Source organism: Hyphomonas sp. (genome assembly GCF_022844445.1).
In the GTDB taxonomy this organism is placed as follows: domain Bacteria; phylum Pseudomonadota; class Alphaproteobacteria; order Caulobacterales; family Hyphomonadaceae; genus Hyphomonas.
In genome coordinates this window covers 1-25902 of sequence record NZ_JALHLS010000004.1, presented here as the reverse complement: position 1 = coordinate 25902, position 25902 = coordinate 1, and the positions used below count along the sequence as shown (strand labels likewise).

The following is a 25902-nucleotide window of genomic DNA, read 5'->3' as shown; positions in this document are numbered from 1 at the left end:
CCTCGCGGCAGAATAGCCCATCAGCGTAACTAGCAGTCAGAAGCTAAAGGTAGGTTTCCGGTCGAAGGCCGTAAAACGTGGCGGGCAGCAGTCAAAACCCTCCCGCGCGGATACCGAGCTGCCGGCTTTGGTGAAGACCTTTCCCCGGCCCATGCCGCCGGCATCCGCCAGCACCACGGCCATCCGGCCACCCTCGCGCAGCTGCTCAGCCCAGGCTTCGGGAAGCGTTTCCACCATCCCGGCGACATAAATGACGTCAAACGGCGCCTGTTCCGGCAGGCCCTTGGCCAGCGGCCCTTCCACCGGCGCGGCGCGGTCCACGCCGACTGCTGAAAAGCGCAGAGACATAGATTCGACAAGCTGCGCCGTCTCGTCCAGCGCGATCACGGTATCGGCGAGGTGGCTGATCAGCGCTGCCTCATAGCCCGCGCCGGCGCCGATCACCAGCACAACGTCGCTCGCTTTGATCTCGGCCATCTTGATCAGCTTCGCCGTATCGCGCGCAATCCAAAGCGCCCGGCCCGGCGACGTCTCGATCTCCAGCTCAGAATACGCCACGCCCTTGCGGGAATTCGGCACGAACACCTCACGCGGCGTGCGCAGAAAGGCGCTGATAATCCGCGGATCGGTGACGTCATTCGGGCGGATCTGGCTGTCCACCATGATTTCACGGGCGAGGTCGAAATCCATGCGAGTCACGTCTCTCTGCGAAGGCGAAGTCCTGCCGCCATGTATCATGCCCGGCCGCGCGTGCAATCTTCTGCGCGCCGCAATCAAAATAGCCTGCGCGCGCCGATTGTCTCACCCCGCGAGCCTTGCTAGGGACGGCGCGACTGCCCGAGGTTCCATGGCGGAGTGGTGACGCAGCGGATTGCAAATCCGTGCACCCCGGTTCGATTCCGGGTGGAACCTCCAGGCAGCCCTCCCGGGCCCCGAAAACACCGCGCCCGGCCACCCCGGTGCCTGGACCCGTACTTTGGCCCAACCGTAAACATGGCTTCTCCGGTTCATTTCATTCCGTTAACTCCGAATTAACCTTATCGGGCGACCTTGTACATGTCTTCTTTGGAGACACCCACCATCACCCAACGCCTTCGGCGGGAGCTCACGCTCCCGCCCTTTTTTCCTGTGGCGGCGGCGGTCCTGACCTCTCCCGGAAATTGTGCAGACGCCGCAGTTTGGCACTTGAACGGGGAGCGCGGTCTGCTATTCCCCCGTCTCCGGCTATTCCGTGATAGCTCAGTTGGTAGAGCAGGCGACTGTTAATCGCCCGGTCGCAGGTTCGAGTCCTGCTCACGGAGCCACTTCCCGAAAATCAGAATCGGCCTCCGATCGGGGTGGCGCGTTGCCGTTTCGGGTGCAGGCGGAAACCGGCTGCGGAATTGACAATGCCGCAACCGCCTCCCTTCTTGGCAGCAGAGGCAAGCAACAAGGCATCGACATGGGCCGGATCAATCCGCACTGGGTTCTGGCGCGCAAACCGCCGGGCGCCTGGCCGGTAGAGGATGACTTTGCCTGGCGCGAAACACCGGCGCCAACACCTGGCTCCGGACAGATGCTCACCCGAACGGTCTATCTTTCGCTCGACCCCTACCAATGGGGCCGTCGGCGCCGCGGCGTCGAGGCGCCTGGAGATATCTGCCATGGTCGTACGGTCTCGCAAGTCGTGGAAAGCCGCCTCGCCGGTTTCAGCGAAGGCGACTACCTCTTCAACACCAATGGCTGGCAGACCTTCGGCATCACGGGCGAGGGCGTAACTCATTTCGGCTACATGTTCCCCCGCAAGCTCGATCCGGCAGCCGCGCCGGTCTCAACCGCGCTCGGGGTTCTCGGCATGCTCGGGCTCACCGCCTATGCCGGGCTCTATCTGCAAAGCGAGCCGGCGCACGGCGAGACGGTCATTGTCTCCGCTGCGTCGGGCGGTGTCGGGCAGATCGTGGGACAGCTTGCCAGGCTGCGGGGCTGCCGCGTCGTGGGCGTCGCCGGGCGCGCCGAGAAGTGCGCCTTTGTGAAAGACGAACTGGGCTTCGACGCCTGCGTCTCACATCTCGCGCCGGATTTTCGCGAACAGCTAAGTGCAGCCTGTCCGGACGGCGCTGACGTCTATTTCGAAAATGTCGGCGGCGCCGTCTACGAAGCCGTCCTCCCGCTACTGAACCCGAAGTCCCGCATCACGCTTTGCGGTCTAGCATCACAATATGGCGTCATGGACAGCGACATCATGGACGCCTGGCGGCAAACCGGCGCGCCGGTATTCTCCCGGCTTGGTGTGAAGGTGAACCCGCTTTTCGTCGGCGACTTCGTCGCCGGTTATCAGGACACCTTCCTCGCCGAAATGGCAGACTGGCTGCGCAGCGGCCACATTCACTACCGAGAGGATGTATCGTCGGGCCTGCCTTTGGCCCCGGCCGCATTCGGCGCCATGTTGGCCGGCAACAATTTCGGCAAGACCCTCGTAGAGATCAGTCCCGACCCTGCGCGCTGATCGACCTGCGGCAAGTGTAAATCATTGTTTTCATATATTTTGCTGACCCGCCACGAATATTGCCGGCGAGATGTATGGTGCCCGGGGGCGGAATCGCGAGCGCACTTACAGCTTTGTTTTATTTTGAGAAATTAATGTGGCGCATCGTCGGATGCCAACAATCTGCCAACAAATCGGTAGCTGTTGGCATGGGAGAGTGGTTCGATTCCGATTTCCACAGGAAATCCGACAAGGTGAAGTCCCTGACCCTACGAGCCGGGTCAAGAGGGCCTCATCGACGAGGTTGGCTATCCATCTCGAACGATGAACTGTGGAGCGAGAATTGAGGTTAGAGATACGTCACTGACATATGGGTCAATGACGTTTACTACGGCATGGCGCGACGTTGAGGCTGACGTTGTGGAACCATCGGAGTTCATTTGGCGATCAAGCTCGGCTGGTATGATGAATGAAGAGGAAGCGCAGCTGATCTCGCCAACCGGCGCGCCGAACTGATCGAACATTTAGGCCTCATCGCCGATACTTATGGAAAGTGACATGACCAACGCCGCCGCAAGCCTCAAGAAAGGCCTCCAGGAGGCGCTCTCCCACGCCAAAGGTCACAAGACGGACGCATGGGTTCAAGATATAAAAGTGCCGGAGCCTGATGTGGCCGCAATCCGCGAGCGCTCAGGATTGTCGCAGGCCGAATTTGCTCGCAGCATTGGCGTCGCCGTAGGGACCCTTCGGGGCTGGGAGCAGGGGCGCAGGCGCCCCGAAGGTCCGGCGCGGGTATTGCCGTCGCTCATCGAAAAACGACCATGGATCGTGCAGGACGAGCTGCGGAGTTAGGCGGCGATTTCCGATTGCTCAGAGATCCAGATCTCATTTGTTGGCGGATAGAGTTTTCCGGCGTTGAGAAGTCCAAGCCGAGCCAGTTCGTGTAAGTACGCAGATTGACGTCACGTGCAATGAACCCGGAACACTGATCGACCTTGATCATCATGTGAGTCCCTTCTTGGGTGCGTATCCGGGACCATTGGCCGCGCAAAGATCGCCGCACTGCGCGGCGATCTCTGGAGCGCTCTTGGACCAAGCGTCTATGACCGTCAGTGCCCGGAGCTTCTGGCCGGTCGCCAGCCGGTCAAATACAAAATTCGCTACCCACCCGTCAGGCGGCGTGACAGCTGCCCCGCGGTCGCGAATAAGCTTCGCCCAGATATTCCGTTTCGAATGTTCGTTGCGCAATAGGAGGCCCAGCCGAAGCCTTCCGATTTCCCGCAAAATTGCCCTTCGCCGGATACTTCAATCACAATAGAACTGGTTTGAAGTGGCCAGAGCAAATGCAATACAGACGTCGCGCTTCATTTCGGTCGTTGCGTAGTGAGCATAGTGCTCCGAAAGAAATGGTGGACGCGACGACTGGTTGTCCCCCAGGTTAGCCCGGATTTGCTGGCGTCTGGACACCGCCGGCGGGATGTGTGTCTGCGGGCATATCCATTACGGCCTCTTTGCCGCACGCATCACCCTTCGCTCTGGTTTCGTCAGTCGATTTTGACATTTCGGCGCAGCAATCCTTCGTTGCTTGCTGCTTGGGGGGTGTTTCGGAAGCTGCACGGATTGGCGGAAAGTCGGGGTGACCGGCTTTATGGTGTGCAAGAGCGGGCAGGGGGACCATCAAGGTCAGTATGGTGAAGACGGCGGCAGCGGATACTTTGCGCATTTGGTGGTTCCTTTGATGTCAGCGAATGAAAAGCCGAGAAAGGCTTGAATGCCGGTCTCTGTTTTTGAATTCGCTGTCAGGCGTCGGCTGGTTACATCCGTAAAAACAAAAGTCTTCAGTGCGAACTTTAACCTGTAGGCGCTCCGGAACCGGAGCATCCATGAGGGTCCGGCAGATTGCGGAGACAAGCGCTGTTCGGACTTTGTAACCTTTTCCCTGCGGCGTACGAACCACCAGTTGATGATGATGTCGGGCGATAAAGGCTCATGAGCATAGTTGCGATCTTATCCCATGAAAGTGATTACTCTGGTTTTTGTCTTCCGCTTAGGATGCCAGGACAAACGAGTCCCGTCATACCCTTCGAAACTCACAGGACTCCGATCTCTTCGGAAATGCAGTGTCACAAGGCTGGCGGGACAATGAATCCACATGAACCGGAATTGCATTTGTTGATGCTGAAGAGCAATTCCGGAGATGAAGCCGCCTATCGTACCCTCCTTCAGAAGTTGAGTGGCTTGTTTCGGCGATTCTTCCGTCAGAAGTTGTACGGTCGTGATGACGCGGCGGCTGAGGACCTCGTGCAGGAAACGCTGCTGGCTATCCATTTGAACCGGCGGAGGTATGATCCCGGTCGTCCGTTCACGGCTTGGGTATATGCCATAGCGCGTTACAAACTGATGGATCACTTCAGACGCAAGCCGGCTGGCCGGGAGTTCGTTCCAGTTGACGATGTCGTAGGACTTTTTTCAGAGGAAACTGCGGATCAAACAGACTTCGGCCGTGATATCGAGGTCCTGCTGGCCCAACTGCCGGAAAAGCAGGGCAGTGCGATTCAGCTCGTAAAGCTGGATCACTTATCGATCCGCGAGGCTTCAGTAAAACTGAGTATCTCTGAAGCCGATGTAAAAGTCAGTATTCATCGCGGGCTCAAGAAACTTATGTCCCTCGTTTCAAAGGAAAAGTCCTCGTGAAGACTGATGATCTCGTCTCAGAACTCTCGCGCGGGGTATCGGCAGTTCGCCCGGTGAGGCCACGATTGAGGCTGTCGGCAGCGGCGGCAGCAGGTCTTGTCGCATCTGTCGTCCTGCTTTTCCTGATCTTTGGTACGCGCGCGGATTTTTCGCAAGCGGGCGCCCACATCGTCCTAAAAGGCTTTTATGGTCTTGCGGCTGCGGCGGCGGCGACGCCCTTCCTGCTCGAAGTATCCCGCCCAAGCACTTCGGCCCGGCACGGTTTCTGGCCAATCGGTGTATTCGCGGTCCTGAACATCTTGATTGGCCTTCTTGTCCTTGCCGCGACTCCCCCAGAGGTGCGTCTGCACGCCTGGACGGGTGACCGGTTCCCCGAATGCCTCTACCGGATCCCGCTGCTCGCCCTTCCCATCGCGGTGGCTTTGACATTTGCCGTTCGCGGGCTTGGCGCGACTCGGCTGACGCTTGCAGGCTCTGCGATCGGCGGGGTCTCGGGCTCGCTTGCAGCAATCGTCTACGCCAGTTGCTGCCCGGCTGACTCGGTTCTCTATGTTTTAAGTTGGTATCTCGCGTCCGTACTGCTTTGCGCGGGTGCAGGCGCCATCCTTCTGAGTAGGGCACTGAAATGGTAGCAACCCGGTGGTGGGATGGAATTATTTGATCGACCGCCCGTGATCTCTCTGTTTAATCAATGACCTAGTCATTTTCTCGGATTATCCTTTGGCATGCGATTGATGCGCTCCTTCGTAGTTTTACTGGCGATGATCGCTGTCGCTGGGCCAGTGCTGGCCTGCTGCCAGCCGTTACCGCGCGCCGAGACGATGCTGCACGGCGCCGAGGAAGAACTCAGCTGCGCGGACATGCCCGGAATGGGCGGTTCTACGGCCCCCGATGAAAACGGATGCGACGGGTGCCCTGACTGCGCAGCAACCGCTGCGTCCCTCGAAACCGCTTCAGTCGCCCTGAAAGCCGACCCATCAGAGCCCGCGGCGCTGATGCCTGTTCTGGCCCAGTTTCCAGGCTTTCAAGAGCCTGCAATGGAGCGGAAAACTGGCCCTCCACGCGAGGGACCGCCCCGTGTTCTCACGCCGGTACACCTTCGCGACCGCCTCCTGATTTGATGTTCTGAAAAGTTGCCGCGCGCCCTGCCGGGCTGCGCGCCGCTTTGCTCAGTCCATCTTCAGGAGACTTCCCATGCCATTCCGTGTGACGCCGCTCGCTGCGGTGGTCCTGTCTATCGCCGGCCTGCCATTCGCTGCGGCCGCCCAGTCGTTCGAAGATCTGGAACGGCAACTTGCGTCTCATCCGTCGCTTCTGGAGCTGGAGTACGAGGCTGAAGGCGCCCGCAATCTGGCGGTGGCCGAAACAGCGCTGCCGGATCCGGAGTTTTCGGTCGGCGTCGATGATTTTCCCATCCACGACCCGCAATACTATGGCTACGTGCCGGTCAACACAGAAGTCGGCGTGCGACAGGCCATTCCCAATCGCGCCTCGCGGCGCGCCCGCTCTGAGCGTGAGTTGGCGTCGGCCCGGCGCTTTGACACATTGCGGGCCGCGCGCCTCGACGCGCTGCGCGGCGAACTCATCGTGCTCCTTTTGGAGCGGTCGCGGATCGACAGGCAACGCGCGCTTCTGGACGAGCGTGCGGGCCTGTACGCCGAACTAACAGATGTGGTGTCGGCGGAGATCGACGCGGGACGGCCCGCGATTTTCAGGCTGGCCGAGATTGAGAGTGAACGCGCTGCACTTGGCCGCGACCGCGCCGCGCTTGAGGCGGGATCGCGCCAGGTTGAGGCGAAGTTGACTGAACTGATCGGTGATCTCGAAAGACCCGCCGCACCCATCGAGATGGCCGGTGAATGGACGGGAGACCCTCAGATGTTTCATTCGGTTCGCACCGCGCGCGCCGAAGTCGGGATATTCGGTGCCGGCGTCGATGAAGCCCGGGCCGACTGGCAACCGGACTGGGGGGGGCAGCTGACCTACGAACTGAGGGACGAGCGGAGGGGCCCGTTCGGCGAGAGCCTTGCAGGTGACGATGTCTTGGGAGCGATGGTCTCGTTCAGCCTGCCGATCTGGGGTGAAAAGAGCCAGGCCCCGCGAACGAGGGCCGCCAAGTCCGCGCTTGAGGCCGCGCGCAGCCGCGAGGCTGCAGCGCTTCGGAGCGCCGTCGCCCAGTTGGACGGGCTTGAAGCAATGCGCGATCAGGCAGGCCGCTCCCAAGATAGCCTCCGGGCGAACATCGAGGCCATCGAGGACGCGGTCGCGTCCCAGCTGATCGTTTATGAGTCCGGCAGCGGAGACTACGCGCCGGTGCTCGATGGCCAGATCGCAATCCTGAAGTTGCGTGCTGAAATCATCATGGAAGAGACCCTCGCGGCATCGGCGATTGCCCGCATCAACGCAATTCTGGTGACACCATGAGACGTATACTGATATTTTCCGTGTCGGCGCTGGCGCTGATCCTGCCAGCGTGCAGCCCCGCGCCGGGCGCCGGACAAACCGGAAGGCCCGAGGCTGAAAGCCCGGGCGCCTCCTACACCTGCCCGATGCACCCTCATTACATCTCCACAGACCCAGATGGATCGTGTCCGATTTGCGGGATGGATCTTGTCGCCGCTGCCGGGTCTGCACAGCAGGATACGGCGACCGGCGAACGCGCGGTGCTCTACTATAAAAATCCGATGGGGCAGGCGGACACTTCGCCGGTTCCGAAAAAGGACTGGATGGGTATGGACTATATTCCGGTCTATGCCGAGGCGTCTTCCGGGCCCGGTTTCTCCGTTGCCCCGGAAACGCTGCAGACGATGGGCGTGCGCACAGAGGCCGCAAGGCGCCGCCCGCTCGGGCGCGCGCTTCGCGCGTTCGGTACGGTCGAGACCAATGAACGGTTAGAAGCAGTCTCTGTGTCGCGGCTTGAAGGCTGGATCGAAAACCTGAGAGTGCGGGCTGAAGGCGACGCGGTTGAGCCGGGGGCACTGCTTTATGACATCTACAGTCCGGACCTGATCTCGGCCCAGAAGGACTTCCTCAATTCCCTCGAGATCGGAAACCCGAAACGCATCGCCTCGGTACGCCAGCGGCTGAGGTCACTCGGAATGCAGCCCGGCGTGATTGCGCGCATCGAAAAGAACAGATCGCTCATCGAGCGCGTTCCAGTTTATGCCGAGGACGGAGGACTGGTCACCGAATTGACCGTCCGGGAAGGCGATTACGTCACGGCGGGCTCACCCGTGCTTCGTCTTCAATCCTATTCCGATGTGTGGATCATGGCGCAGATACCCGAAGGCGATCTGCCTCTGGTCAGGACCGGTCTTGCCGTGACGCTCTCCTTTCCAAGCGCTCCGGACGTCGCCTCAGACGGCAAGATTGCGTTCATCTACCCTGAAATCGATTCGCGGACCCGCACAGCGCGCGTCCGTATCGAAGTAGAGAACGCCGCTGGCCTCCTGCGTCCGGGAGCCTACGCAGACATCCGGATGGATCTCGGCGGCGAGCCGCGCCTCACGGTGCCGACGGAGGCAGTATTGAGGGACTCAGCAGGTGCCCGGGTTGTCATCGCGCTGGGCGAGGGGCGGTTCGAAAGCCGTGATGTGCGAACCGGGGCTTCGGCCGGCGGGCATACCGAAATCATTTCCGGGCTGAACGAAGGCGAGCTGGTCGTTGCAAGCGGACAATTCCTGCTCGACAGCGAGGCGAGCCTCAGGGAAGGGCTGGCTAAAATGCAGGCGCCGAAGGGCACATCGGCGGATATGTCTACGCCGTTCGCCGATCTTGCCGTGGATGCGGCGACGCTTGCCGAGCTTGATCACTTCACTGATGCTGCGCTTTATCTCCATGAAGCGTTGACCGAGGGATATGAACCGAGGGCGGACTTCTTTGCCCCGGCCCTGCTGCTTGGCGAGCGCCTCTCCTCGCGGTTTACCGGAACGCGGCTCAGCGGCGTGCTCGGCGGCGCGATGCAGGCACTCAAGGCGGCGCAGGCGGCCCCTGATAATGAGGGGCAGCGCGCGGCATTGGCCGAGCTCTCGGCGGCGCTCGCGCCCTGGTGGCTGAACGGGGCGCCGGCCCATTACAAGCAGTCGGGCCTTGCGCTCTTCCGCGAGGCAACCAGTGACCGCCTCTGGATTCAGACGGCAGGCGCGCCGCTCAATCCCTTCGGGAGTAGCAAGTCAGAAGCCGTCGCCTGGCCCGATCCGATGGCGGAGATGCAGCCATGACGACGCCGGAAAACCTCGCCGGACGCGATCCCTCACAATCATTGATCGCGAGACTGATCAGCTGGTCGATTGCCAACCAGCTGATCGTGCTTTTTCTGTCGGCCGCCCTTGCGGTCTCCGGTTGGCTTGCGCTCCAGAACACCCCGCTCGATGCGATTCCGGACCTGACCGATACACAGGTCATCATACGGACGGACTTTCCGGGCCAGTCACCGCAGATTGTCGAAGACCTGGTGACTTATCCCTTGTCCACCAATCTTCTCGGTCTGCCCCGGACAAAGGACGTCCGGGCAACGTCAATGTTCGGGACAAGCTTCGTCTACGTGATCTTCGAAGACGGCGTTGATCTCTATTGGGCCCGCTCGCGTGTCCTTGAAGCCTTGTCCAGGCTGGGCGGCACACTTCCGGCCGGCGCCGTCCCGCAGATGGGGCCTGATGCGACCGGAGTTGGCTGGGTCTATCAGTATGCGCTGGTCGACAAGACCGGTCGCACGGATCTGGCTGAACTCAGGTCGCTGCAGGACTGGTTCCTGAAACTGGAACTTGCGGGCATCGAAGGCGTCGCCGAGGTCGCGTCGGTTGGCGGATTTGTCCGCGAGTACCAGGTCCTGATCGATCCGAACCGGCTTCGCGCCTTTGATGTTGGGCTGCCGCGACTTGCCGAAGCAATACGCGCAGCTTCGAGCGAAGTCGGCGGACGCGTTGTTGAACAGGCCGAAACCGAGTTTGTCATCCGCTCGCCCGGCTATGTCGATGAACGGGCAGACCTTGAGGCCGTTGTCGTATTCTCCGAGGACGGAACACCGGTTCTGCTTTCCGACGTTGCGCGCGTTGTCGAAGGCCCGGCGCTTCGCCGGGGCGTTGTCGAACTCAATGGAGAAGGCGAGACAGTTTCCGGTATCATCGTCATGCGCCACGGCGAGAACGCCCTGGACGTGATTGCCAGGGTGAAGGCCAAACTCGCCGAACTGCAACGAGGATTGCCGGAAGGCGTCGAGATCGTGACGGTGTATGATCGCTCGCCTCTGATCGAAGGCGCTGTCCGCTACCTTGAAGAAAAACTGCTCGAAGAAGGCCTGGCGGTCGCGTTGGTCATTCTGGTCTTTCTCCTGCACGTCCGCTCGTCGCTTGTGGCCATCATAACCTTGCCGCTAGGCGTGCTGGGCGCCTTCCTGATCATGTCGTGGCAGGGCGTGACAGCAAACATCATGAGCCTTGGCGGGATCGCAATCGCAGTTGGCGCCATGGTGGACGCGTCGATCGTGCTTGTCGAAAATGCCAGCCGGAAACTTTCGGAGACAGACACGGGCCACAACCCGCGCCTTCGGCGCGAGATCATCCTGCGGGCGGCGCAGGAAGTCGGGCCGGGGATCTTCTTTTCTCTGTTGATCATCACGGTTTCATTCCTGCCGGTCTTTGCGCTTACGGGAGAAAGCTACCGGCTCTTCTCGCCTCTCGCCTTCACCAAGACCTATGCAATGGCCTTTGCGGCCATCCTGTCCGTTACTCTCGTTCCGGTTCTGATGCTCTACCTGATGCGAGGGAAGTTCAGGCGCGAAGAAGCCAATCCGCTGAACGCGCTCTTCGTGCGCGCCTACCGGCCTGTGCTGCATCTGGCGCTCCGGTTCAAATGGGCTGCGATCGCGCTCGCCTTGATCGCAACCGCCAGCGTTGCCCTGCCGGTCACGCGCCTCGGGACAGAGTTCATGCCGGCGCTCTACGAGGGCGAGCTGCTCTACATGCCCGTGACCTTGCCGGGCGCATCGGCGACCAAGATGCGGGAAATCCTGGGTCAGACGAACCGGATCCTTATGACCGTGCCGGAAGTCGAACGGGTGTTCGGCAAGGCCGGTCAGGCCGAGACGGCGACCGACCCGGCGCCGCTCCCGATGATCGAGACCTGGGTGCGGCTGAAACCAAAATCACAATGGCGTCCTGGATTGACCCCTGAGCAGCTGCAAGCGGAGATGAACGACAAGTTGCAGATGCCGGGTCTGGTCAGCTCCTGGGGGTACCCCATCAAGATACGCATGGACATGGTTTCGACCGGCGTGCGCACACCGATCGGTGTAAAGGTCACGGGCGACAATCTCGACGAACTCGACCGTCTGACGCGCGAGATAGAGGCTGTAATCGCCCCGGTCAGGGGAACACGCTCGGCTTTTGCCGACCGTGTGCTCGGCGGAAAATACCTTGAAATCACGCCGGACCGTGCGGAGCTGGCGCGGCGCGGTATCGACATGGGCGCATTCCAGATGGTTGTTCAGACGGCGCTCGGCGGCGCCGCGCTCGGACAATCGGTCGAAGGGCGCGAGCGCTATGATATCATGATGCGCTATGACCGTGCCTTCCGCGAAACGCCGGACGACATCGCGCGGATCCTCGTTCCGGCGCCAAGCGGCGCCCACATACCGCTCGGCGAACTGGCTGACATTGCCTATGTCGAAGGACCGCCGATGATCCGCTCCGAGAACGCCCGTCTGACAGGTTGGGTCTTCGTTGATATCGCCGGCCGCGATCTCGGTGGCTATGTCGAGGAGGCGCGCAGGGTGGTCGCCGACAGTGTGGTGTTGCCGCCTGGCTATGCCGTCTCGTTTTCCGGTCAGTATGAGCAGTTCGAGGAAGCCAATGCACGTCTGCGCATTGCTATCCCGGCGGCCGTAGCGTTGATTTTTCTTCTGCTGATGCTGCACTTCGGCCGGCTGGACCGGACACTGATCGTCATGCTCAGCCTGCCGTTCGGGCTTATCGGCGGCATGTGGGCTGTCTGGCTCGCCGGTTACAATCTTTCAGTCGCCGTGGCTGTCGGCTTCATTGCACTGGCAGGTATCGCCGTTGAGACCGCTGTGGTGATGCTGCTCTACATGGATGCGCAGGTCCGGGAGACGCCGCCTGGGTCCAGGCGGGAGCTTCTCGACGCTGTCAGCCGCGGGGCCGCGATGCGGGTCAGGCCCAAGCTCATGACGGTTGCCACGATCTTTGCAGGCCTTGCCCCTGTCTTCTTCACCGACGGCCTCGGCGCAGATGTCATGCGCCGGATCGCCTTGCCTATGGTGGGAGGAATGGCTTCAACGCTGGTGCTGACACTGATCGTCATCCCGGTGATCTACTATATCTGGGTTGGACGAAACCTGCCGGCGAGCACTGAATAGTGCTGCCACTACGTTTACTGAATCAAAGCTCAACAAAGGAGATCAATCATGAAGCTCGTTAGACCTACCCTGATACTTGGCGCTCTTGCAGTAGTGCTTTCTGCTTGTGGCGGAGCAGAGTCAGCGCCCGCGAACCCGGCTTCGGAATCTGGCAGTCTAGCGGAGGCTGCCACTCCTGGCGAAAGCCCAACTGAACCGGAGCGCACTGGATCCGGCTTTGGAACGATCACGTCATTGGGTACCAAAGGGGACTTTGTGACAATTGACCACGGACCGATCGAGGGGCTCATGGGATCAATGACCATGGGGTTTGAGCTTGTGAGCGATGTGGACATTGCAGGACTTGCTGAGGGCGACACCGTCGCCTTCAGCGTCAAACACGGAAGGGACGGTGTCTACCGGATTATCTCCATCTGCAAAACAACTGAGAGCGGCTCCGATTGCCTTGTCGAAGAAGCGGTGAAGTGACGGATGTCCAACAAGGCCCTCGCGCCTGCGGTGATCCATGTTCAGGCCAATCCAGTTCGATCCTGGGCTCTACGGCTCAGGATGACTTTGCGCTTTGGTTCAGCCGCAGGGAATTGGCGATCACGGAGACGGAGGACAGGGCCATCGCTGCGGCTGCGATCATGGGAGAGAGCAGGGTGCCGGTAAGGGGGTACAGGACGCCTGCAGCAATGGGAATGCCGGCAGCGTTGTAGGCAAAAGCGAAGAAAAGGTTCTGCCGGATGTTCCTCATGGTTGCCCGCGAAATAGTCCGTGCCCGTACAATGCCTCCAAGGTCTCCCTTGAGCAGTGTGACACCGGCGCTTTCTATGGCGACATCCGTGCCGGTGCCCATTGCGATGCCCACATCCGCGGCCGCCAGGGCAGGGGCGTCATTGACGCCATCGCCCGCCATGGCAACGACCCGGCCCTCGGCGATCAGGCGTTTCACGATATCAGCCTTCTGGGCAGGCAGGACTTCGGCCTCGACGGCATCGATACCGAGCGACCGGGCGATTGCATCTGCGGTCGTGCGGTTGTCGCCGGTCGCCATGACGATGTGCAGGCCGGCATCCCGAAGGGCTTTGAGCGCGTCCGGCGTCGATGCCTTTACCGGATCGGCGATCGCGAACAACGCAACTGCCGCGCCGTCGACTGCAGCGTAGATGGCAGTTGCACCGTCTTTCCGGCGGCGTTCCGCGAGCGCCCGCAGCGCGGCTGTGTCGATGCCGAGTTCGTCCATGAAGCGCTCGGCGCCCAGCGCGACCTTGTGTCCCTCGACGATCCCTACGACGCCCTTTCCTGTGGGCGAGTCAAAGTCTGAAGGTTCGGAAAGCGCAAGACCTTTTGCACGCGCAGCAGCGACGATCGCAGTGGCCAGGGGATGTTCGCTTTGACTTTCCAGGCTTGCGGCAAGGCGGAGGGCGACCGTTTCATCCGCGCCCGGCGCCATATCCATCCCGACAAGTGCGGGTTTGCCTTCTGTCAGTGTGCCGGTCTTGTCGATGAGCAGGGTATCAACCTTTTCCATGCGTTCGAGCGCTTCAGCATTCCGGATCAGCACGCCGGCCCGCGCCCCCGCACCGACACCTGTCATGATCGACATCGGCGTGGCGAGGCCGAGCGCGCACGGACAGGCAATGATCAGTACCGAGACGGCCGCTATGAGACCATAGGAGAAGGCTGGCTCCGGCCCGAAGATCAGCCAGCCAAAGAAGGCTGCTAAGGCGACAACGATCACGGCAGGAACGAACCAGCCGGATACAAGGTCCGCGAGGCGCTGGATGGGCGCGCGGCTGCGCTGCGCCTCTGCAACGAGATGGACGATCTGCGAGAGCATGGTCTCGCTGCCGACGCGTTGCGCCTCGACAATCAGGCTGCCAGTCTGATTGACCGTTGCCCCGATAACCCGGTCATTGACCGATTTGGTGACCGGCATGGATTCCCCAGTCACCATCGACTCGTCGATGGAGGAGCGTCCTTCAAGGACGACGCCATCGGCCGGAATCTTTTCGCCGGGCCGCACGCGCAGCCTGTCACCGGCAACGACTGTCTCGAGCGGCACATCTTCTTCTGTGCCATCCGCATTGATCCGGCGGGCAGTTTTCGGGGCAAGGTCAAGTAGCGCGCGAATGGCGCCTCCTGTCGCTTCCCGCGCCTGGAGTTCGAGCACCTGCCCAAGCAGCACCAACGTGATTATGACGGCGGCAGCTTCAAAATAGACCGGAACCGTGCCGTGCGCCGAGCGCAGTTCGGCCGGGAACAGGCCCGGCGCAATTGCCGCGACCATACTGTAGATCCAGGCCGCACCTGTGCCGAGCGCAATCAGCGAAAACATGTTCAGGCTGCGGTTTCTGACCGACGCGGCTCCCCGCGCGAAGAAAGGCCAGCCTGCCCAGAGCACCACGGGCGTTGCCAAAGCCATCTGGATCCAGGGATTGATCGTGGGCGGAATGAACCGGTCAATTCCGAAGACGTGCCCACCCATTTCTATGACCAGCAGGGGCAATGACAGCACCACGCCGAACAGGAAGCGCCGTTTCATGTCGCGCAGCTCGGGATTGGGGCCATCGCCTGCGGTTGGCGTCATCGGCTCCAGTGCCATGCCGCAGATCGGGCAGGCTCCAGGGCCGTCCCGCACGATCTCCGGGTGCATCGGGCAGGTCCACTGACTTCCTGCAGCTGCCATCTTCGCACGTGAGGCGCCAGCATGACCGTGGACGCCAGCCCTGTGGCCGGAGTGGTCATGCATATCCGCCTCATGCGCCGTGAAGGCATCCAAGTAGGTGGCGGGATTTGCTTCAAACTTCGATTTGCAACCTGCGCTGCAGAACACGACCTCGGCGCCCTCATGCATAAGGCGGTGCGGGGTGTCTGCCTTCGGAGTCATGCCGCAGACCGGGTCGCGCGTCGGTCGCGGACCCGCAGTTGTGGTTTCACTTGAAGACATGCCGAGCTCCTGCGTGCTTTTTGCTATGTCTTCAAATATACCCCTATACCGTATCGGTCAATTACCCCGTGGGGGTATATTTGATCTTGCGGGCGCTCTTCAGCCATCGCTTAAGAACGGCCGGACGAGCTGACCTGTATAGGTTGAGGGATAGTCTGCTTCGTTTTCGATCCCAAGGTCGCCCGAGAAAAAGGGGCGATCCGCATCGAAGTGGGCCGTTCCGAGCAGCCTGTCCCAGAATGTCGTGAAGAGACCAAAGTTGACGTTGCCCTCAGCCGAAGATTTGAGGTGATGAAACCTGTGAACGGGCGCAAGTGCGAGCACATGGCGAAGCGCGCCGATCTTCATGTCGGTGTTCGAGTGCTGGAGGAGCAGCTGAATCGCCACCGCGAATGCAAGCAGCACGGCGACATCCAGCGGCATGCCTGCGAGAAGGAGTGGCGCAGTCCCTGCCATCAGTTCGATCGCCTGATGGACGGGGTGCTTCATGAGGCCGTTGAAGCCGTACATTCGCGTAACGCTGTGATGCACGGCATGGAAGCGCCAGAGAAACTTGTAGTGATGGCTCGCCCAGTGAATGACGGTGATCCCGGCGTCGGCGACAAGTATTGCAAGCAGCAGCTGAGCCCATAGCGGCCAGCTGCCTGGCCAGATTGGGGGGAAGGGTACGATGGCAGCCAACATCGGAATGAGAAGTACCGACACGGCAATCGAGCCTTCATTGACCAGCGCGTGGAGACCATCTCTCAAAGTATCGCCCTTTGGGCGGTTCCAGTCCTCCTGGTACGGAATAAACCGCTCAGCAAGGAATGACATCCCGATTGCCGTGAGCAAGAGCACGGCAAGACCAGCTTTGGGTGCACCGGACTGCACAAGTGCGATTGCAGCGCCATTGAAGGTCAGCAGCATCAGCGGCGCATAGGTCCACTTGGAGATCTGTTTTAGAATGGGCATGGGGGTTCCGTTTGACTGCGAGCAGGCGAGTGTCGCCTCATCTGATCACAGGGTAACGGGCGCAGCCCAGCTGTCTTGAACGATTCAACAACCTTGCCGCTTCGGGGCAACCCGGACTTCCAGGCCAGAAAGACCTGCGCCGGGCGAGACACCGAACCAGCGGCGCATGCGGCGCGTGAAATGGGATTGATCGGAAAAGCCGCCGGCCTCAGCCGCCTGAGCCAGACTTGCGTTGTCTGAAAGCGCGCGCGCTGCGCGCTGCAACTGCCGCCATTGGAGAACGTGGGAGATGGGCGCCCCGAATGTTGCATGTGATATCTGGCGCAGGCGACTGGGCGACACTCCAAGGTCGTGAGCAATCGAGCCTGGCGTGGCGGAGACCGGGGCGCCATCAAGCAGCTGTGTCAGCGATCTCTCTGGCTGTGCGGATTGTTCTCCAATCGCGAATGCACCCATCAGGTTAGCCGGCGAGCCGGTTTCGTTCAGCGCATCCAATGCGGCTGACAGGCGCGAATCTGCAAGGCTGAAGCCGCGTTCGTGACCCGAACCCGCTGAGGCAGCCCTTGCGCGGTCAAAGTAGATGCTCCGCAACCTTGTCTCGATTGGACCGATGGCATGTGCACATCCCGACGGTATGATCACGTACTGCCGAGGCGGGATGATCTGGAGTCTGCCGCAGCACTCGATTTCAAGTGGCCCATCGATCCCGGCAGTCAGCTGGTGAGCGAGATGGGTATGGGGCGCGTTGGCGCCCGCCACACCTTGCAGAATCGCCCAGCCGTCTCCGATGGTGAGCGAGCCACGCCAGCGCCCAGCCTGCATCAATGACTGTCACTCTCGGATATCTTGGCCGACGACCAGTGTATGTGGACAATCTGCCAGTCTCCGTCCGTCTGTTTGAGGACCATCGTCTCCATCAGACGACTGTTGACGGCCTTGCCCCGGAACGTGCCGGTGGACACAGCTTCGGTCATGACTGTTGCAAGGCCTTCGCCTTCAAAAACGTGGCGGCTGAGGACCTTTGTCTCAACCGCTTTTGAGAACTCGATATCTGCGCCCATATGATGAGAGCGGTATTCTTCGAGAGAGCGCTCGATTCCGCCGCTCTCGGCGATCTGAACGTCAGGGGCCATCAAGGCGGACAGGGCACCGGTATCGCCCGCATCAAGCGCTGCAGCAAAGGCATCGACGATCCCGACGGGTGACCCTGGTGCTTCCGGGTGGGCGCTTTCATGGGCAAAGGCAGGTCCCGCAACACTCAGGAGAGCTGCGGCAAAGATGGCGATGATGTAGGTTTTCATTCGGGTTTCCTTATTCAACGGGGCCAGAAATTGTTGTCGCGGCGGCAATTATACCGAGAATCAGCACAAAGAGCACCGCGTCTACCCGGAGCGTCGCCCGAAGGTTCGCCCGCCCGCTGACGGCATCAGTGGCGAGCTGGTGTGTGACACGAGTCATGTTGAGCGCGCCAAGTCCGAGGATCAGCAGTGCGGCCAGAAACTTAGCAGCAAGGAGCCGTCCGTATCCGGAGTTGAGCGCCGATGTCAGGTCGCCATTGATCCGCCAGAAAAGGTAGACGCCGGATACAAACAGCAGCGGCACGATGAACCGGGCGACACGGCTGAACGATTCCGCGCGGGCAAGAACATCTCGGTCAGTCAGCGCAGGGGCAGGCCAGAGCGTAACGGGCGCCGCCAGCCAGAAGCCGGCGATCAGGACATGGACCGCAACGACCCAGGGGGCGAGCCCCGGCGCCTCAAGACCTGCCGTATGCCCCGTGAGGCCAAAGCCTGCGCTGATGCTGATAGCGGCGAACATAAGAAGGATACGACCTTTCGCCATGCTTGCCGCAAAGAGGAGGACAGCGCCCGCGAACAAAGCCAGTGCAGGTCTTCCGCCGCCGGTCCAGGTCCACCCGAACTGATCAAGGGACAGCGCCGCGCCGAGGCTGCCGCCCATCTGTGCGTTGAGAATGAGCAGCCGCATCAGCGCGGAGGCCGCTACCAGGGCGGCGAGCCATGTATAGGCGCGACGGTTGGTGTGCAGTCCGAGCGCCCCGTGGAGCGCCGCCCCGATCGCTGCGAGGCTGACGCCATAGAGCAGGATCTTGGTTGCAAGATTGGCGGCGTCCAGCAGGGGCATATCGGTCCGGCCTACTTCAGTTCGAAAGTCGATTTGCCGGTCATCGGATGACCATCCTTCGACATCGTACGCCATTCGACGGTGTAGAGACCGGGCGCGAGTTCCGGCAGCGGCACCGTGAATGTGGCTGCCGGTGCTTTTGGCGGCATGAAGCCTAGATCGACCTTTTCTCCGGCCTGTGTCTGGATAGAGAATGATATCAGACCGACCGGCTGGCTGAAGCTGAACGAGAAGTCTGCAGGAGCGGAGTCGATGACGGCGGCATTCTCGATGCTCGTCGATTTGACACTGATGTGAGCAAGCGCGGGAGCAGCTGAGAGAGCGAGCGCCAGAACTGTTGCGGCGATTAATTTGGGCGTGTGCATGGGATGTCCTTTCCGGACCGAGAGTTTCAATTAGATACGCTTCAGAACCAGAGCCTGATGCCGGTGACGAAGGAGAGGGTTTCTGTGTCTTCTCCACGGGCCCGGACAAAGTCTGCGGTCTCGCCGGTCGAGGCTTTCCAGTTGACCCCGACATAGGGCGCGAACTGACGATCGAACTCATAGCGAAGGCGCAGGCCAAGTTCTGCTGTCGATAGTCCGGCGCCGGTTTCAAGTTCGGGCACGTCCTCCGCCGCGAAATTCAGTTCCGTGCGCGGTTGAAGCACGAGACGCTGGGTCAGAAGGAATTCATACTCGGCTTCGAAGCGGGCTGAGAGATCACCCTCTTCGCTTAAGAAAACGGCGCCGTCGACTTCGAACCAGTAGGGGGCAAGCCCCTGGATTCCGGCTACCGCGTAAGTGCGGGAAGGGCCCGGCTCGAAATCATGACGCACACCTGCCTGCAAGTCGAAATACCGCGCGATGGGGCGTGACCACAGCGCCTGCAGTTCGGCTTCTTCAAAACTGCCAGCATCCAGATCATAGTCGATCTCGGATTTTATCCAGAGCCGGCTGTCGTCCGTACCCCACCACCCCTGACCCTCCAGAAGAAGAGCGGGAGAGCCCTCGCCCGATTGGTATTCCAACCGGTCGGCGAGGATCATGTAATTTGTCCCTCCGCCATGTTCTCTCTTCAGCGCGTCCTGAGACGCCTTGAACTCATCCTTGTCCCAATAGGCTTCGGCCTGCGATCCAGGTACGGGCGTCTCCTGAGCAAAGGCAGGCGCTGCTGCGAGCGGTGAAAGCAGGACAATCGTCGCAATCATTTGAGCGCGGGTCATTAACGGTGTCCTTCGTGGCTCATGCCCGACATAGGGGCTTCTTTTGGCGGAGGCTCGTCCGTCGGCGGAGTAGCCGAAGGCGTGTGATCCCTGTACGGATCATCTGCGCCAGCCGCCGCACCTCGCGGCACGACTGAGACGACCTGCATCATGCCGGCGTGCATGTGGAACAGGAGGTGGCAGTGGAAGGCCCAGTCGCCCACATGGTCGGCGGTGACGTCGAACGAAATTCGCTCTGCCGGCTTGACGATCACCGTGTGCTTGCGAGGCTTGTGGTCGGTGTCGCCCACGACGAGATCGAAGAACATGCCGTGCAGGTGGATGGGATGCGTCATCATCGTATCGTTGACGAGCGTCACGCGCAGGCGTTCGCCTTCATGGAACATGATCGGACCTGTCACTTCACTGAGCTTTACCCCGTCGAAGGACCACATGTAGCGTTCCATGTTGCCGGTTAGGTGGATTTCCATCTCGCGGCCCGGCGCCCGTGTGTCGGGGTTTGGTGTGAGGCTCCGGAGCTGTGAATACCGGAGCGCCCGGTGCGGGACAGATTCGAGGCCTAGCCCCGGCTCATCAATCCGGCTCACCTGAACCATTGCGACGTTATCAACTCCGACGCCCATCCTGTGGTCATGGCCCTGCGGAACCGACGCGGGCATTGCCATGGCGCCGTGATCCATGCCGGACATGGCGCTGTGGTCCATCCCCGACATTGCGCTGCCGCCCATGCCGCCGTGGTCCATCCCTGCCATGGAGCCGTGATCCATCGAGGACATGTCCATACCCATGTCGCGGTGGGTGAGTGTCGGGCGTTCGCGCAGCAGAGGCGCTGTCGCAACGAGGCCCGCTTTAGGTGCCAGTGTCGCGACCACCTGACCTGACCGGTCGATCGATTCTGCAACGAGCGCAAACGGCCTTGCGCGGGTGGGGCTGACGATCACGTCATAGGTCTCCGCCACCCCGATCTGGAACTCGTCCGTCTCGACGGGTTGGACATTTAGCCCGTCAGCGGCGACCACCGTCATAGGCAGGCCAGGGATCCGGAAATTGAAGATCGTCATCGCCGAGGCGTTGATGATCCGCAGGCGGATGCGTTCACCGGTATTGAAGATCGCGGACCAATTGTCTTCCGTTGCGTGGCCATTGATAAGGAAAGTGTACACTGCGGATGTGACATCCGAAATGTCTGTCGGCGACATGCGCATGGCGCCCCAGGAAGCGCGGTCGGCAAGCGTTGCGCCGAGCCCGTTTTCACGGGCGTCCTTCAGGAAGTCACCCGCTGTGCGCTGCTGGAAGTTATAAACGGCAGCATCCTTCTTCAGGCGGGCAAAGACCTTGTGCGGATGTTCGAAGCTCCAATCCGACAGGACAAGGACGTATTCACGGTCAGCCTGCACGGGGTCAGGTCCGGCAGGGTCGATGATCAGCGGACCGTAGTGACCCATCTGTTCCTGCAGCCCGGAATGGGAATGGTACCAGTAGGTGCCGCTCTGCGGGACGGCGAATTCATAGGTGAAGGTCGACTTCGGCTTGATGCCGGGGAAGGAGACGCCGGGCACCCCGTCCATGTGAAACGGCACCAGAAGTCCGTGCCAGTGGATCGATGTGTCTTCGTCGAGGGTGTTGTTGACCTTGAGGGTCACCTTCTCGCCCTCGCGGAACCGGATAAGCGGCCCGGGAAGTGTTCCGTTGATCGTGATGGCATGGCCGGAGCGGCCTGCGATCTTTACGGCGCTGTGGCCAATGGTCAGGTCAAACGCGTTACCGCGTGTTTCGAAGATGCCCTTGTTGCCGGCAGTGGCGCTGCGCGCCCAGGCGGGCAGGAGGGACGTGGAGGCGGCGAGCACGCCGCCAGCGGCGGCTGTGCGCAGGAGATGTCGTCGTGTGAGCATTTGAGTTTGCCTTGTCGAAGGGGAACTGAGTCCCTGCGCAGGCCGGAGCAGCGCAGGGACTTCACCAGTTAGTGCTGTGAATGATCGGCGGCTGGCTTGGCGGCATCCGTCGCGGTGGGCGCAGGTTCTGGTGCCATGCCCGGCATCTGCGAGTGGTCCATGCCTTTCATGCCGTCTGGGCCCGCGGTCGTCACCTCGCCCTTGGGCATGCCGTCCATATTGCTATGGTCCATGCCTTCCATGTTGCCGTGTTCCATGCCGGGCATTGTGCTGTGATCCATTCCTTCCATCGCGCACGGCTTGCCGCTGGCTTCGGCGGCCGACATGGCCGTCTCATGCATCTTGCCCATGCAGGCGTCGTGCAGGCCCTTCGGGGCATCGAGCGAACACATCGCTTCGATCCGGTAGGATTTTGACTTTGCGTCTTTCGCCAAAAGGAAGTGAACCTGGTCGCCGGCCGCAAATGCCGCAAGGTCAACGCTTTTCGAGGCCTTGAAGTCCATGGTCATTGCGTCCCAGTCGAGCTGCGCGATGGGGCCGTGGTCAATTCTGGCTTTCGAGGTTTTGACATCGAGGGCGGTCACTGTCCCTTCGCCCATTGGAAGGCCGCAATGATCCGCGTGCTGCATTGATGCGGCGGAACTGCCGCCTTCCAGAGCAAATGCAGGGGCGGCAGAAAATACCATCGCAAGCGCGAGGATTGAATGAGAGAGTTTCATGGGTAAACATCCTGTGATTGATCAGCTTGAACAGAGAGCGCCAAGAGCGCTCACTTCAGTTGAGTGAGACCAGTCTGCGCCGACCAGAGGCTGGCGCAGGGATCATCTCAGGATCAATTCTGCAGGCGTATTTTCAGAGTTACGAGCGAAGGGCTCGGCCGAGGCGGGCCCCGGGCTGGTGCAATCCTCAAGTCAGCGAGTTGGAACACTCCGCGGGTATCATTGGCGGGCTTCGCGGGCAGGATAGCGACGTCGGCTGGAAACGGGCTGACCGCCTTGGACAAGGAATCGGCCGGCAGGGCAACTGCTTCGCACCCGGTGCAGTCATGACCCTGATTTTCGGACCCTCGGTCACAGTGTTCAGCATCTGGCACCTCAACAGTGACCATGTGACCTGCGTGCCCGGTCGTTTCGGCCACTGCACCTTCGGGCCCGGTCAGCGCCTGTGCGACAGAAGCGCACGCACACGCGGCGTGGCCGCCCCCCAGCACGAGCAGGGTAAGGGCAACAATCGCGCTACGGATCGAATCGACCATGATGCGTTGACCAGCCTTTATTTAATCGCTATGTATACCCCCAAGAGGTATATGTCAAATGCATCACGCCCCCCCTAAATCAGTTTTAACCCGGCTGAGGAGAATTGAAGGTCAGGTACGCGGCGTGTCCGGAATGGTCGAGGAAGGCCGCTATTGCATTGATATCCTTACACAGGTTCAGGCGATCAAGGCTGCGCTCGGCAAGGTCGAAGACGAACTCCTGAAGAACCATGCAGCACATTGCGTAGAAGAAGCTATTCGCGACGGCGACGCCGATAGCCAACGGCAGAAGTTTACCGAGCTCGTTGATCTGATCGGCAGGTATCGCAACTGAACGCACAATGCTCCCGTCACGGTGTTTTCTACGGACGCTGCGCCGGTCAAACACCGGCTAAGTCATCAAGGCTGCTCGATCTGCGTTAGGCATTTAGCCGTTCGACGCGTGTGCCGCAGCAGCAACACGGCGAACGCCAGCGAACCCGCTAGCCAGACACCGATGATGACAGCACCGGCCATTCTGCTTCGCGCGACACGCCCACGTAGCTCAGCCGCCAGGCGGAACTCGGTTATGAGATCAAGCGTGATCAGTGGGGTCGCGAGCGCAATGCCCGTTGTCGGTCCCAAGATCGCCGTTGGGCGGAGCTCGGACAAAGGTCCGAGGGAATCAGAGAACGCCGGTGTGTATCCAGTGCAGAAAATGGTGCTTGCCAGGATCAGAAAGCTCGTGAAATCACAATGACGCTGATCAGCGCTCCCAGACGAAAGCTCAGCTGACGGATAATGTCCGGCTTTGGAACCAGACGTGAAAGCGAAGTGGGAACCGGCATGGGTTTGAGTGCCGATACATTGGCGCCGCCAGTATTGCCCAAGGGGACCCAGCCCGCAATGAATCCGGGAACAGTGGCGGCCAGCCGCGTGATCTGGCCCAGGATCTCGCGCCTATCCTGCCTTTTTGCGGCAACACGAAGCATCCAGGCGTGAACCGTTATGTGCGGCAGAAAAAACTGCTGGCCAAGGACGTGCGCGATCTCAAGGTGGGAGAAAGCGGCGTCATGATTTCCGGCTCGGTAGCTGGACTTTGCCGCGTTAAGATTTTGCGTGTAAGCGGCGCGAAGCTCGGAGTTCATTGCGAGTCCTCTTCTGCACTGAGCGCTGCATTTTCACGCGCCTTGCAAGCCCGGTAAAGCACGAGCCGAGCCGAACGGTGAGACCTCATCCGGCCGGCAGGCCGGGGCCCGCAGGAGGCTTGCGCGTCAACGGTCGGAGCGTGTGTTTCAGGCTGCTGCGGTATCGTGGTGGTCGCGCACGCGCTCAGCGCAAGGAGCGCCGCTGACGACAGGATTGCTTTCATTGAAAAACCCTCTGCTTAGAAAATCCGATATGGCCGGCGATGCATTGCGCGTCTTCCGGAAGAGATTTGATGAGCACTGTTGTTGTCATTTCAGCGGCCTCCATCATACGTGAGCAGGGCTCTGTTCGTCGCGATAGGCCAGCAGTCTGAGGGCGTTGCCAACGACGATCAGCGTTGAACCTTCGTGCAGAAGAATGGCAGGGCCGATGCCCAGGCCGAAGAGTGTCGCCGGAACAAGTACGGCCACGACACCAAGGCTGACGAAGAGGTTCTGACGAATGTTCCGGCTCGTCGCGCGGCTCAGGCCGACGGCAAAGGGCAGGGTGTCGAGATTGTCCGCCATCAGGGCGATGTCGGCGGTTTCCAGAGCGACGTCCGAGCCCGCCGCGCCCATTGCAATTCCGACATTTGCGTTCGCCATAGCCGGGGCATCGTTGACGCCGTCGCCAACCATCGCGACGCCGCCTTGCTGTCTCAGCTCCTTGATCTTTGCTACCTTGTCGTCCGGCATCAGGTCTCCGAACGCCTCGTCCAGTCCGAGATCGCGGGCGATGGCGTTGGCGACACGGTGATTGTCGCCGGAGATCATCATCATCCGCGTGATGCCGAGCTTGCGTATCTGCGCGATCACGCGTTTTGCGGCCGGACGCGGCGTGTCCATCAAGCCGATGGCGCCCATGAAGCGGCCGCCCTGCGCGACCACCATCATCGTGCGGCCCGTGTCGAAAAGCGTGTCTACCTCCCGCGCGAGCGTTTCGGGCATGACAGGACCGATTTCACCGTCGAACATCGCAGGCTTGCCGATCAGGACGAGTTCGCCTCCGACCATCGCGCTGACGCCCTTGCCGGTGAGGCTTTGGAACTCTGCCGCTTCCGGACCTTTCGGAAGATCCCTCTGGCGTGCCGCCTCCACGATAGCACGCGCGAGGGGATGATCGCTGAAGGCCTCCACAGCGGCGGCGGTCGCCAGCAGCGCGCGCTCGTCGGTCCCTTCGAAGGCGACGATATCGACGACTTTGGGCTCGCCAATGGTCAAGGTGCCGGTCTTGTCGAACGCGATTGCGTTCAACCGGCCAAGCGCCTCCAGCGGCGCACCGCCCTTGATCAGTACACCGCCATTTGCTGCCCGGGCGATACCGCTGAGGATCGCGCTCGGCGTGGCAATAGCCAACGCGCAGGGGCTTGCTGCAACCAGAACGGCCATCGCGCGATAGAAGCTTTCGGAGGGTGCCTCGTCCAGGAAAAGCCATGAAAACCCCGTGAGCACCGCGAGCGCGATGACCAGCGGCACAAAGATCTTCTCGAAGCGCTTGATGAACGTCTGTGTCGGGGACTGTCGTGTTTCGGCTTCAGAAACGAGTTTGACAACGCGGGCGAGCGCAGACTCTGACGAGAGCCGCGTAACGTAAATGTCGAGACTGCCGCTCCCGTTGATTGATCCGGCGAAGACCTTGTGTTCCGGCCCGGCTGCCTCGATCTCGGGCGCCGATGTACCGGGCAGGGGGCGTTTGTCGACCGGAGCACTTTCACCGGTAATCGGCGCCTGGTTGACGCTGCTTTCGCCGGCGGTAACGACCCCGTCCACCGGCAGACGCTCGTTGGACCGCACGACAACGATGTCGCCAAGCTGAATGTTTTC

21 protein-coding genes and 2 tRNA genes are annotated in these 25902 nt (G+C 60.9%); 11 read left to right on the top strand and 12 right to left on the bottom strand.

What is annotated here, in order from left to right:
* Positions 1-36: 36 nt before the first annotated feature.
* A complete protein-coding gene (locus Q0C17_RS06000) occupies positions 37-690 on the bottom strand; it encodes a protein-L-isoaspartate O-methyltransferase (RefSeq protein ID WP_291202834.1) in 654 nt (217 codons plus the stop codon).
* Positions 691-841: 151 nt separating this feature from the next.
* Between Q0C17_RS06000 and Q0C17_RS05995 the strand changes: the two genes are divergently transcribed.
* The 10 genes from Q0C17_RS05995 to Q0C17_RS05950 all read left to right on the top strand — a co-directional run bounded on the left by Q0C17_RS05995 (position 842) and on the right by Q0C17_RS05950 (position 12998).
* Positions 842-915, top strand: a tRNA-Cys gene (locus Q0C17_RS05995).
* 313 nt (positions 916-1228) lie between these two features.
* Positions 1229-1304, top strand: a tRNA-Asn gene (locus Q0C17_RS05990).
* 137 nt (positions 1305-1441) lie between these two features.
* A complete protein-coding gene (locus Q0C17_RS05985) occupies positions 1442-2485 on the top strand; it encodes an NADP-dependent oxidoreductase (protein ID WP_291202831.1) in 1044 nt (347 codons plus the stop codon).
* Between the two features lie 537 nt (positions 2486-3022).
* A complete protein-coding gene (locus Q0C17_RS05980; RefSeq protein WP_291202829.1) occupies positions 3023-3316 on the top strand; it encodes a helix-turn-helix domain-containing protein in 294 nt (97 codons plus the stop codon).
* A gap of 1290 nt (positions 3317-4606) precedes the next feature.
* A complete protein-coding gene (locus Q0C17_RS05975) occupies positions 4607-5158 on the top strand; it encodes a sigma-70 family RNA polymerase sigma factor (protein WP_291202827.1) in 552 nt (183 codons plus the stop codon).
* Complete coding sequence (locus Q0C17_RS05970) at positions 5155-5790, top strand: DUF1109 domain-containing protein (protein WP_291202825.1); 636 nt, start codon at positions 5155-5157, stop codon at positions 5788-5790. The genes Q0C17_RS05975 and Q0C17_RS05970 overlap by 4 nt, the downstream gene beginning before the upstream one ends.
* Before the next feature lie 562 nt (positions 5791-6352).
* Entirely contained in the window at positions 6353-7582 is a 1230-nt protein-coding gene (locus Q0C17_RS05965; RefSeq protein WP_291202823.1) for a TolC family protein, read from the top strand.
* Positions 7579-9378: an efflux RND transporter periplasmic adaptor subunit gene (locus tag Q0C17_RS05960; RefSeq protein WP_291202821.1), complete on the top strand. Its 1800-nt coding sequence runs from the start codon at positions 7579-7581 to the stop codon at positions 9376-9378. The genes Q0C17_RS05965 and Q0C17_RS05960 overlap by 4 nt, the downstream gene beginning before the upstream one ends.
* The gene (locus tag Q0C17_RS05955; protein WP_291202819.1) at positions 9375-12530 is read left to right on the top strand and encodes a CusA/CzcA family heavy metal efflux RND transporter; all 3156 of its coding nucleotides are present in this window, start codon (positions 9375-9377) and stop codon (positions 12528-12530) included. Before Q0C17_RS05960 ends, Q0C17_RS05955 begins: the two co-directional genes overlap by 4 nt.
* A gap of 48 nt (positions 12531-12578) precedes the next feature.
* A complete protein-coding gene (locus tag Q0C17_RS05950; protein WP_291202817.1) occupies positions 12579-12998 on the top strand; it encodes a copper-binding protein in 420 nt (139 codons plus the stop codon).
* A gap of 76 nt (positions 12999-13074) precedes the next feature.
* Here Q0C17_RS05950 and Q0C17_RS05945 read toward each other — a convergent pair whose 3' ends face one another.
* The 9 genes from Q0C17_RS05945 to Q0C17_RS05905 all read right to left on the bottom strand — a co-directional run bounded on the left by Q0C17_RS05945 (position 13075) and on the right by Q0C17_RS05905 (position 22376).
* Positions 13075-15465, bottom strand: a complete 2391-nt coding sequence (locus Q0C17_RS05945) for a heavy metal translocating P-type ATPase (RefSeq protein ID WP_291202815.1) — start codon at positions 15463-15465, stop codon at positions 13075-13077.
* A 99-nt stretch (positions 15466-15564) separates the two neighbouring features.
* Positions 15565-16419 (bottom strand): sterol desaturase family protein, encoded by an 855-nt coding sequence (locus Q0C17_RS05940; RefSeq protein WP_291202813.1) that lies wholly within the window; start codon positions 16417-16419, stop codon positions 15565-15567.
* 84 nt (positions 16420-16503) lie between these two features.
* On the bottom strand, positions 16504-17241 hold the full coding sequence (locus Q0C17_RS05935; protein WP_291202811.1) for an AraC family transcriptional regulator: 738 nt from the start codon (positions 17239-17241) through the stop codon (positions 16504-16506).
* Complete coding sequence (locus tag Q0C17_RS05930) at positions 17241-17720, bottom strand: nuclear transport factor 2 family protein (RefSeq protein ID WP_291202809.1); 480 nt, start codon at positions 17718-17720, stop codon at positions 17241-17243. The genes Q0C17_RS05935 and Q0C17_RS05930 overlap by 1 nt, the downstream gene beginning before the upstream one ends.
* Before the next feature lie 10 nt (positions 17721-17730).
* Complete coding sequence (locus Q0C17_RS05925; protein WP_291202807.1) at positions 17731-18561, bottom strand: CopD family protein; 831 nt, start codon at positions 18559-18561, stop codon at positions 17731-17733.
* 11 nt (positions 18562-18572) lie between these two features.
* A complete protein-coding gene (locus Q0C17_RS05920) occupies positions 18573-18926 on the bottom strand; it encodes a copper resistance CopC family protein (RefSeq protein ID WP_291202805.1) in 354 nt (117 codons plus the stop codon).
* A gap of 41 nt (positions 18927-18967) precedes the next feature.
* Positions 18968-19765, bottom strand: a complete 798-nt coding sequence (locus tag Q0C17_RS05915; RefSeq protein WP_291202804.1) for a copper resistance protein B — start codon at positions 19763-19765, stop codon at positions 18968-18970.
* Entirely contained in the window at positions 19765-21657 is a 1893-nt protein-coding gene (locus Q0C17_RS05910; RefSeq protein ID WP_291202802.1) for a copper resistance system multicopper oxidase, read from the bottom strand. The genes Q0C17_RS05915 and Q0C17_RS05910 overlap by 1 nt, the downstream gene beginning before the upstream one ends.
* Positions 21658-21725: 68 nt before the next feature.
* Positions 21726-22376 (bottom strand): copper-binding protein, encoded by a 651-nt coding sequence (locus Q0C17_RS05905; protein WP_291202800.1) that lies wholly within the window; start codon positions 22374-22376, stop codon positions 21726-21728.
* A gap of 594 nt (positions 22377-22970) precedes the next feature.
* Between Q0C17_RS05905 and Q0C17_RS05900 the strand changes: the two genes are divergently transcribed.
* Entirely contained in the window at positions 22971-23246 is a 276-nt protein-coding gene (locus Q0C17_RS05900) for a metal-sensitive transcriptional regulator (RefSeq protein ID WP_291202797.1), read from the top strand.
* Between the two features lie 379 nt (positions 23247-23625).
* Here the strand turns inward: Q0C17_RS05900 and Q0C17_RS05895 are convergent, their stop codons facing one another.
* Together Q0C17_RS05895 and Q0C17_RS05890 are read right to left on the bottom strand one after the other, a co-directional pair.
* Positions 23626-24039, bottom strand: a complete 414-nt coding sequence (locus Q0C17_RS05895; protein WP_291202794.1) for a DUF3703 domain-containing protein — start codon at positions 24037-24039, stop codon at positions 23626-23628.
* A 327-nt stretch (positions 24040-24366) separates the two neighbouring features.
* A partial coding sequence (locus Q0C17_RS05890; RefSeq protein ID WP_291202791.1) for a heavy metal translocating P-type ATPase occupies positions 24367-25902 on the bottom strand: 1536 nt, incomplete at its 5' end.

Excerpts from the sequence above, each read along its gene's own strand:
- Q0C17_RS05945 (WP_291202815.1), bottom strand. The coding sequence starts at position 15,465 with ATGTCTTCAAGTGAAACCACAACTGCGGGTCCGCGACCGACGCGCGAC.
- Q0C17_RS06000 (WP_291202834.1), bottom strand. The coding sequence starts at position 690 with ATGGATTTCGACCTCGCCCGTGAAATCATGGTGGACAGCCAGATCCGC.
- Q0C17_RS05985 (WP_291202831.1), top strand. The coding sequence starts at position 1,442 with ATGGGCCGGATCAATCCGCACTGGGTTCTGGCGCGCAAACCGCCGGGC.
- Q0C17_RS05895 (WP_291202794.1), bottom strand. The coding sequence starts at position 24,039 with ATGAACTCCGAGCTTCGCGCCGCTTACACGCAAAATCTTAACGCGGCA.
- Q0C17_RS05980 (WP_291202829.1), top strand. The coding sequence starts at position 3,023 with ATGACCAACGCCGCCGCAAGCCTCAAGAAAGGCCTCCAGGAGGCGCTC.
- Q0C17_RS05910 (WP_291202802.1), bottom strand. The coding sequence starts at position 21,657 with ATGCTCACACGACGACATCTCCTGCGCACAGCCGCCGCTGGCGGCGTG.
- Q0C17_RS05935 (WP_291202811.1), bottom strand. The coding sequence starts at position 17,241 with ATGCAGGCTGGGCGCTGGCGTGGCTCGCTCACCATCGGAGACGGCTGG.
- Q0C17_RS05925 (WP_291202807.1), bottom strand. The coding sequence starts at position 18,561 with ATGCCCCTGCTGGACGCCGCCAATCTTGCAACCAAGATCCTGCTCTAT.
- Q0C17_RS05960 (WP_291202821.1), top strand. The coding sequence starts at position 7,579 with ATGAGACGTATACTGATATTTTCCGTGTCGGCGCTGGCGCTGATCCTG.
- Q0C17_RS05920 (WP_291202805.1), bottom strand. The coding sequence starts at position 18,926 with ATGCACACGCCCAAATTAATCGCCGCAACAGTTCTGGCGCTCGCTCTC.
- Q0C17_RS05975 (WP_291202827.1), top strand. The coding sequence starts at position 4,607 with ATGAATCCACATGAACCGGAATTGCATTTGTTGATGCTGAAGAGCAAT.
- Q0C17_RS05955 (WP_291202819.1), top strand. The coding sequence starts at position 9,375 with ATGACGACGCCGGAAAACCTCGCCGGACGCGATCCCTCACAATCATTG.
- Q0C17_RS05900 (WP_291202797.1), top strand. The coding sequence starts at position 22,971 with ATGCATCACGCCCCCCCTAAATCAGTTTTAACCCGGCTGAGGAGAATT.
- Q0C17_RS05965 (WP_291202823.1), top strand. The coding sequence starts at position 6,353 with ATGCCATTCCGTGTGACGCCGCTCGCTGCGGTGGTCCTGTCTATCGCC.
- Q0C17_RS05915 (WP_291202804.1), bottom strand. The coding sequence starts at position 19,765 with ATGACCCGCGCTCAAATGATTGCGACGATTGTCCTGCTTTCACCGCTC.
- Q0C17_RS05905 (WP_291202800.1), bottom strand. The coding sequence starts at position 22,376 with ATGAAACTCTCTCATTCAATCCTCGCGCTTGCGATGGTATTTTCTGCC.
- Q0C17_RS05940 (WP_291202813.1), bottom strand. The coding sequence starts at position 16,419 with ATGCCCATTCTAAAACAGATCTCCAAGTGGACCTATGCGCCGCTGATG.
- Q0C17_RS05950 (WP_291202817.1), top strand. The coding sequence starts at position 12,579 with ATGAAGCTCGTTAGACCTACCCTGATACTTGGCGCTCTTGCAGTAGTG.
- Q0C17_RS05930 (WP_291202809.1), bottom strand. The coding sequence starts at position 17,720 with ATGAAAACCTACATCATCGCCATCTTTGCCGCAGCTCTCCTGAGTGTT.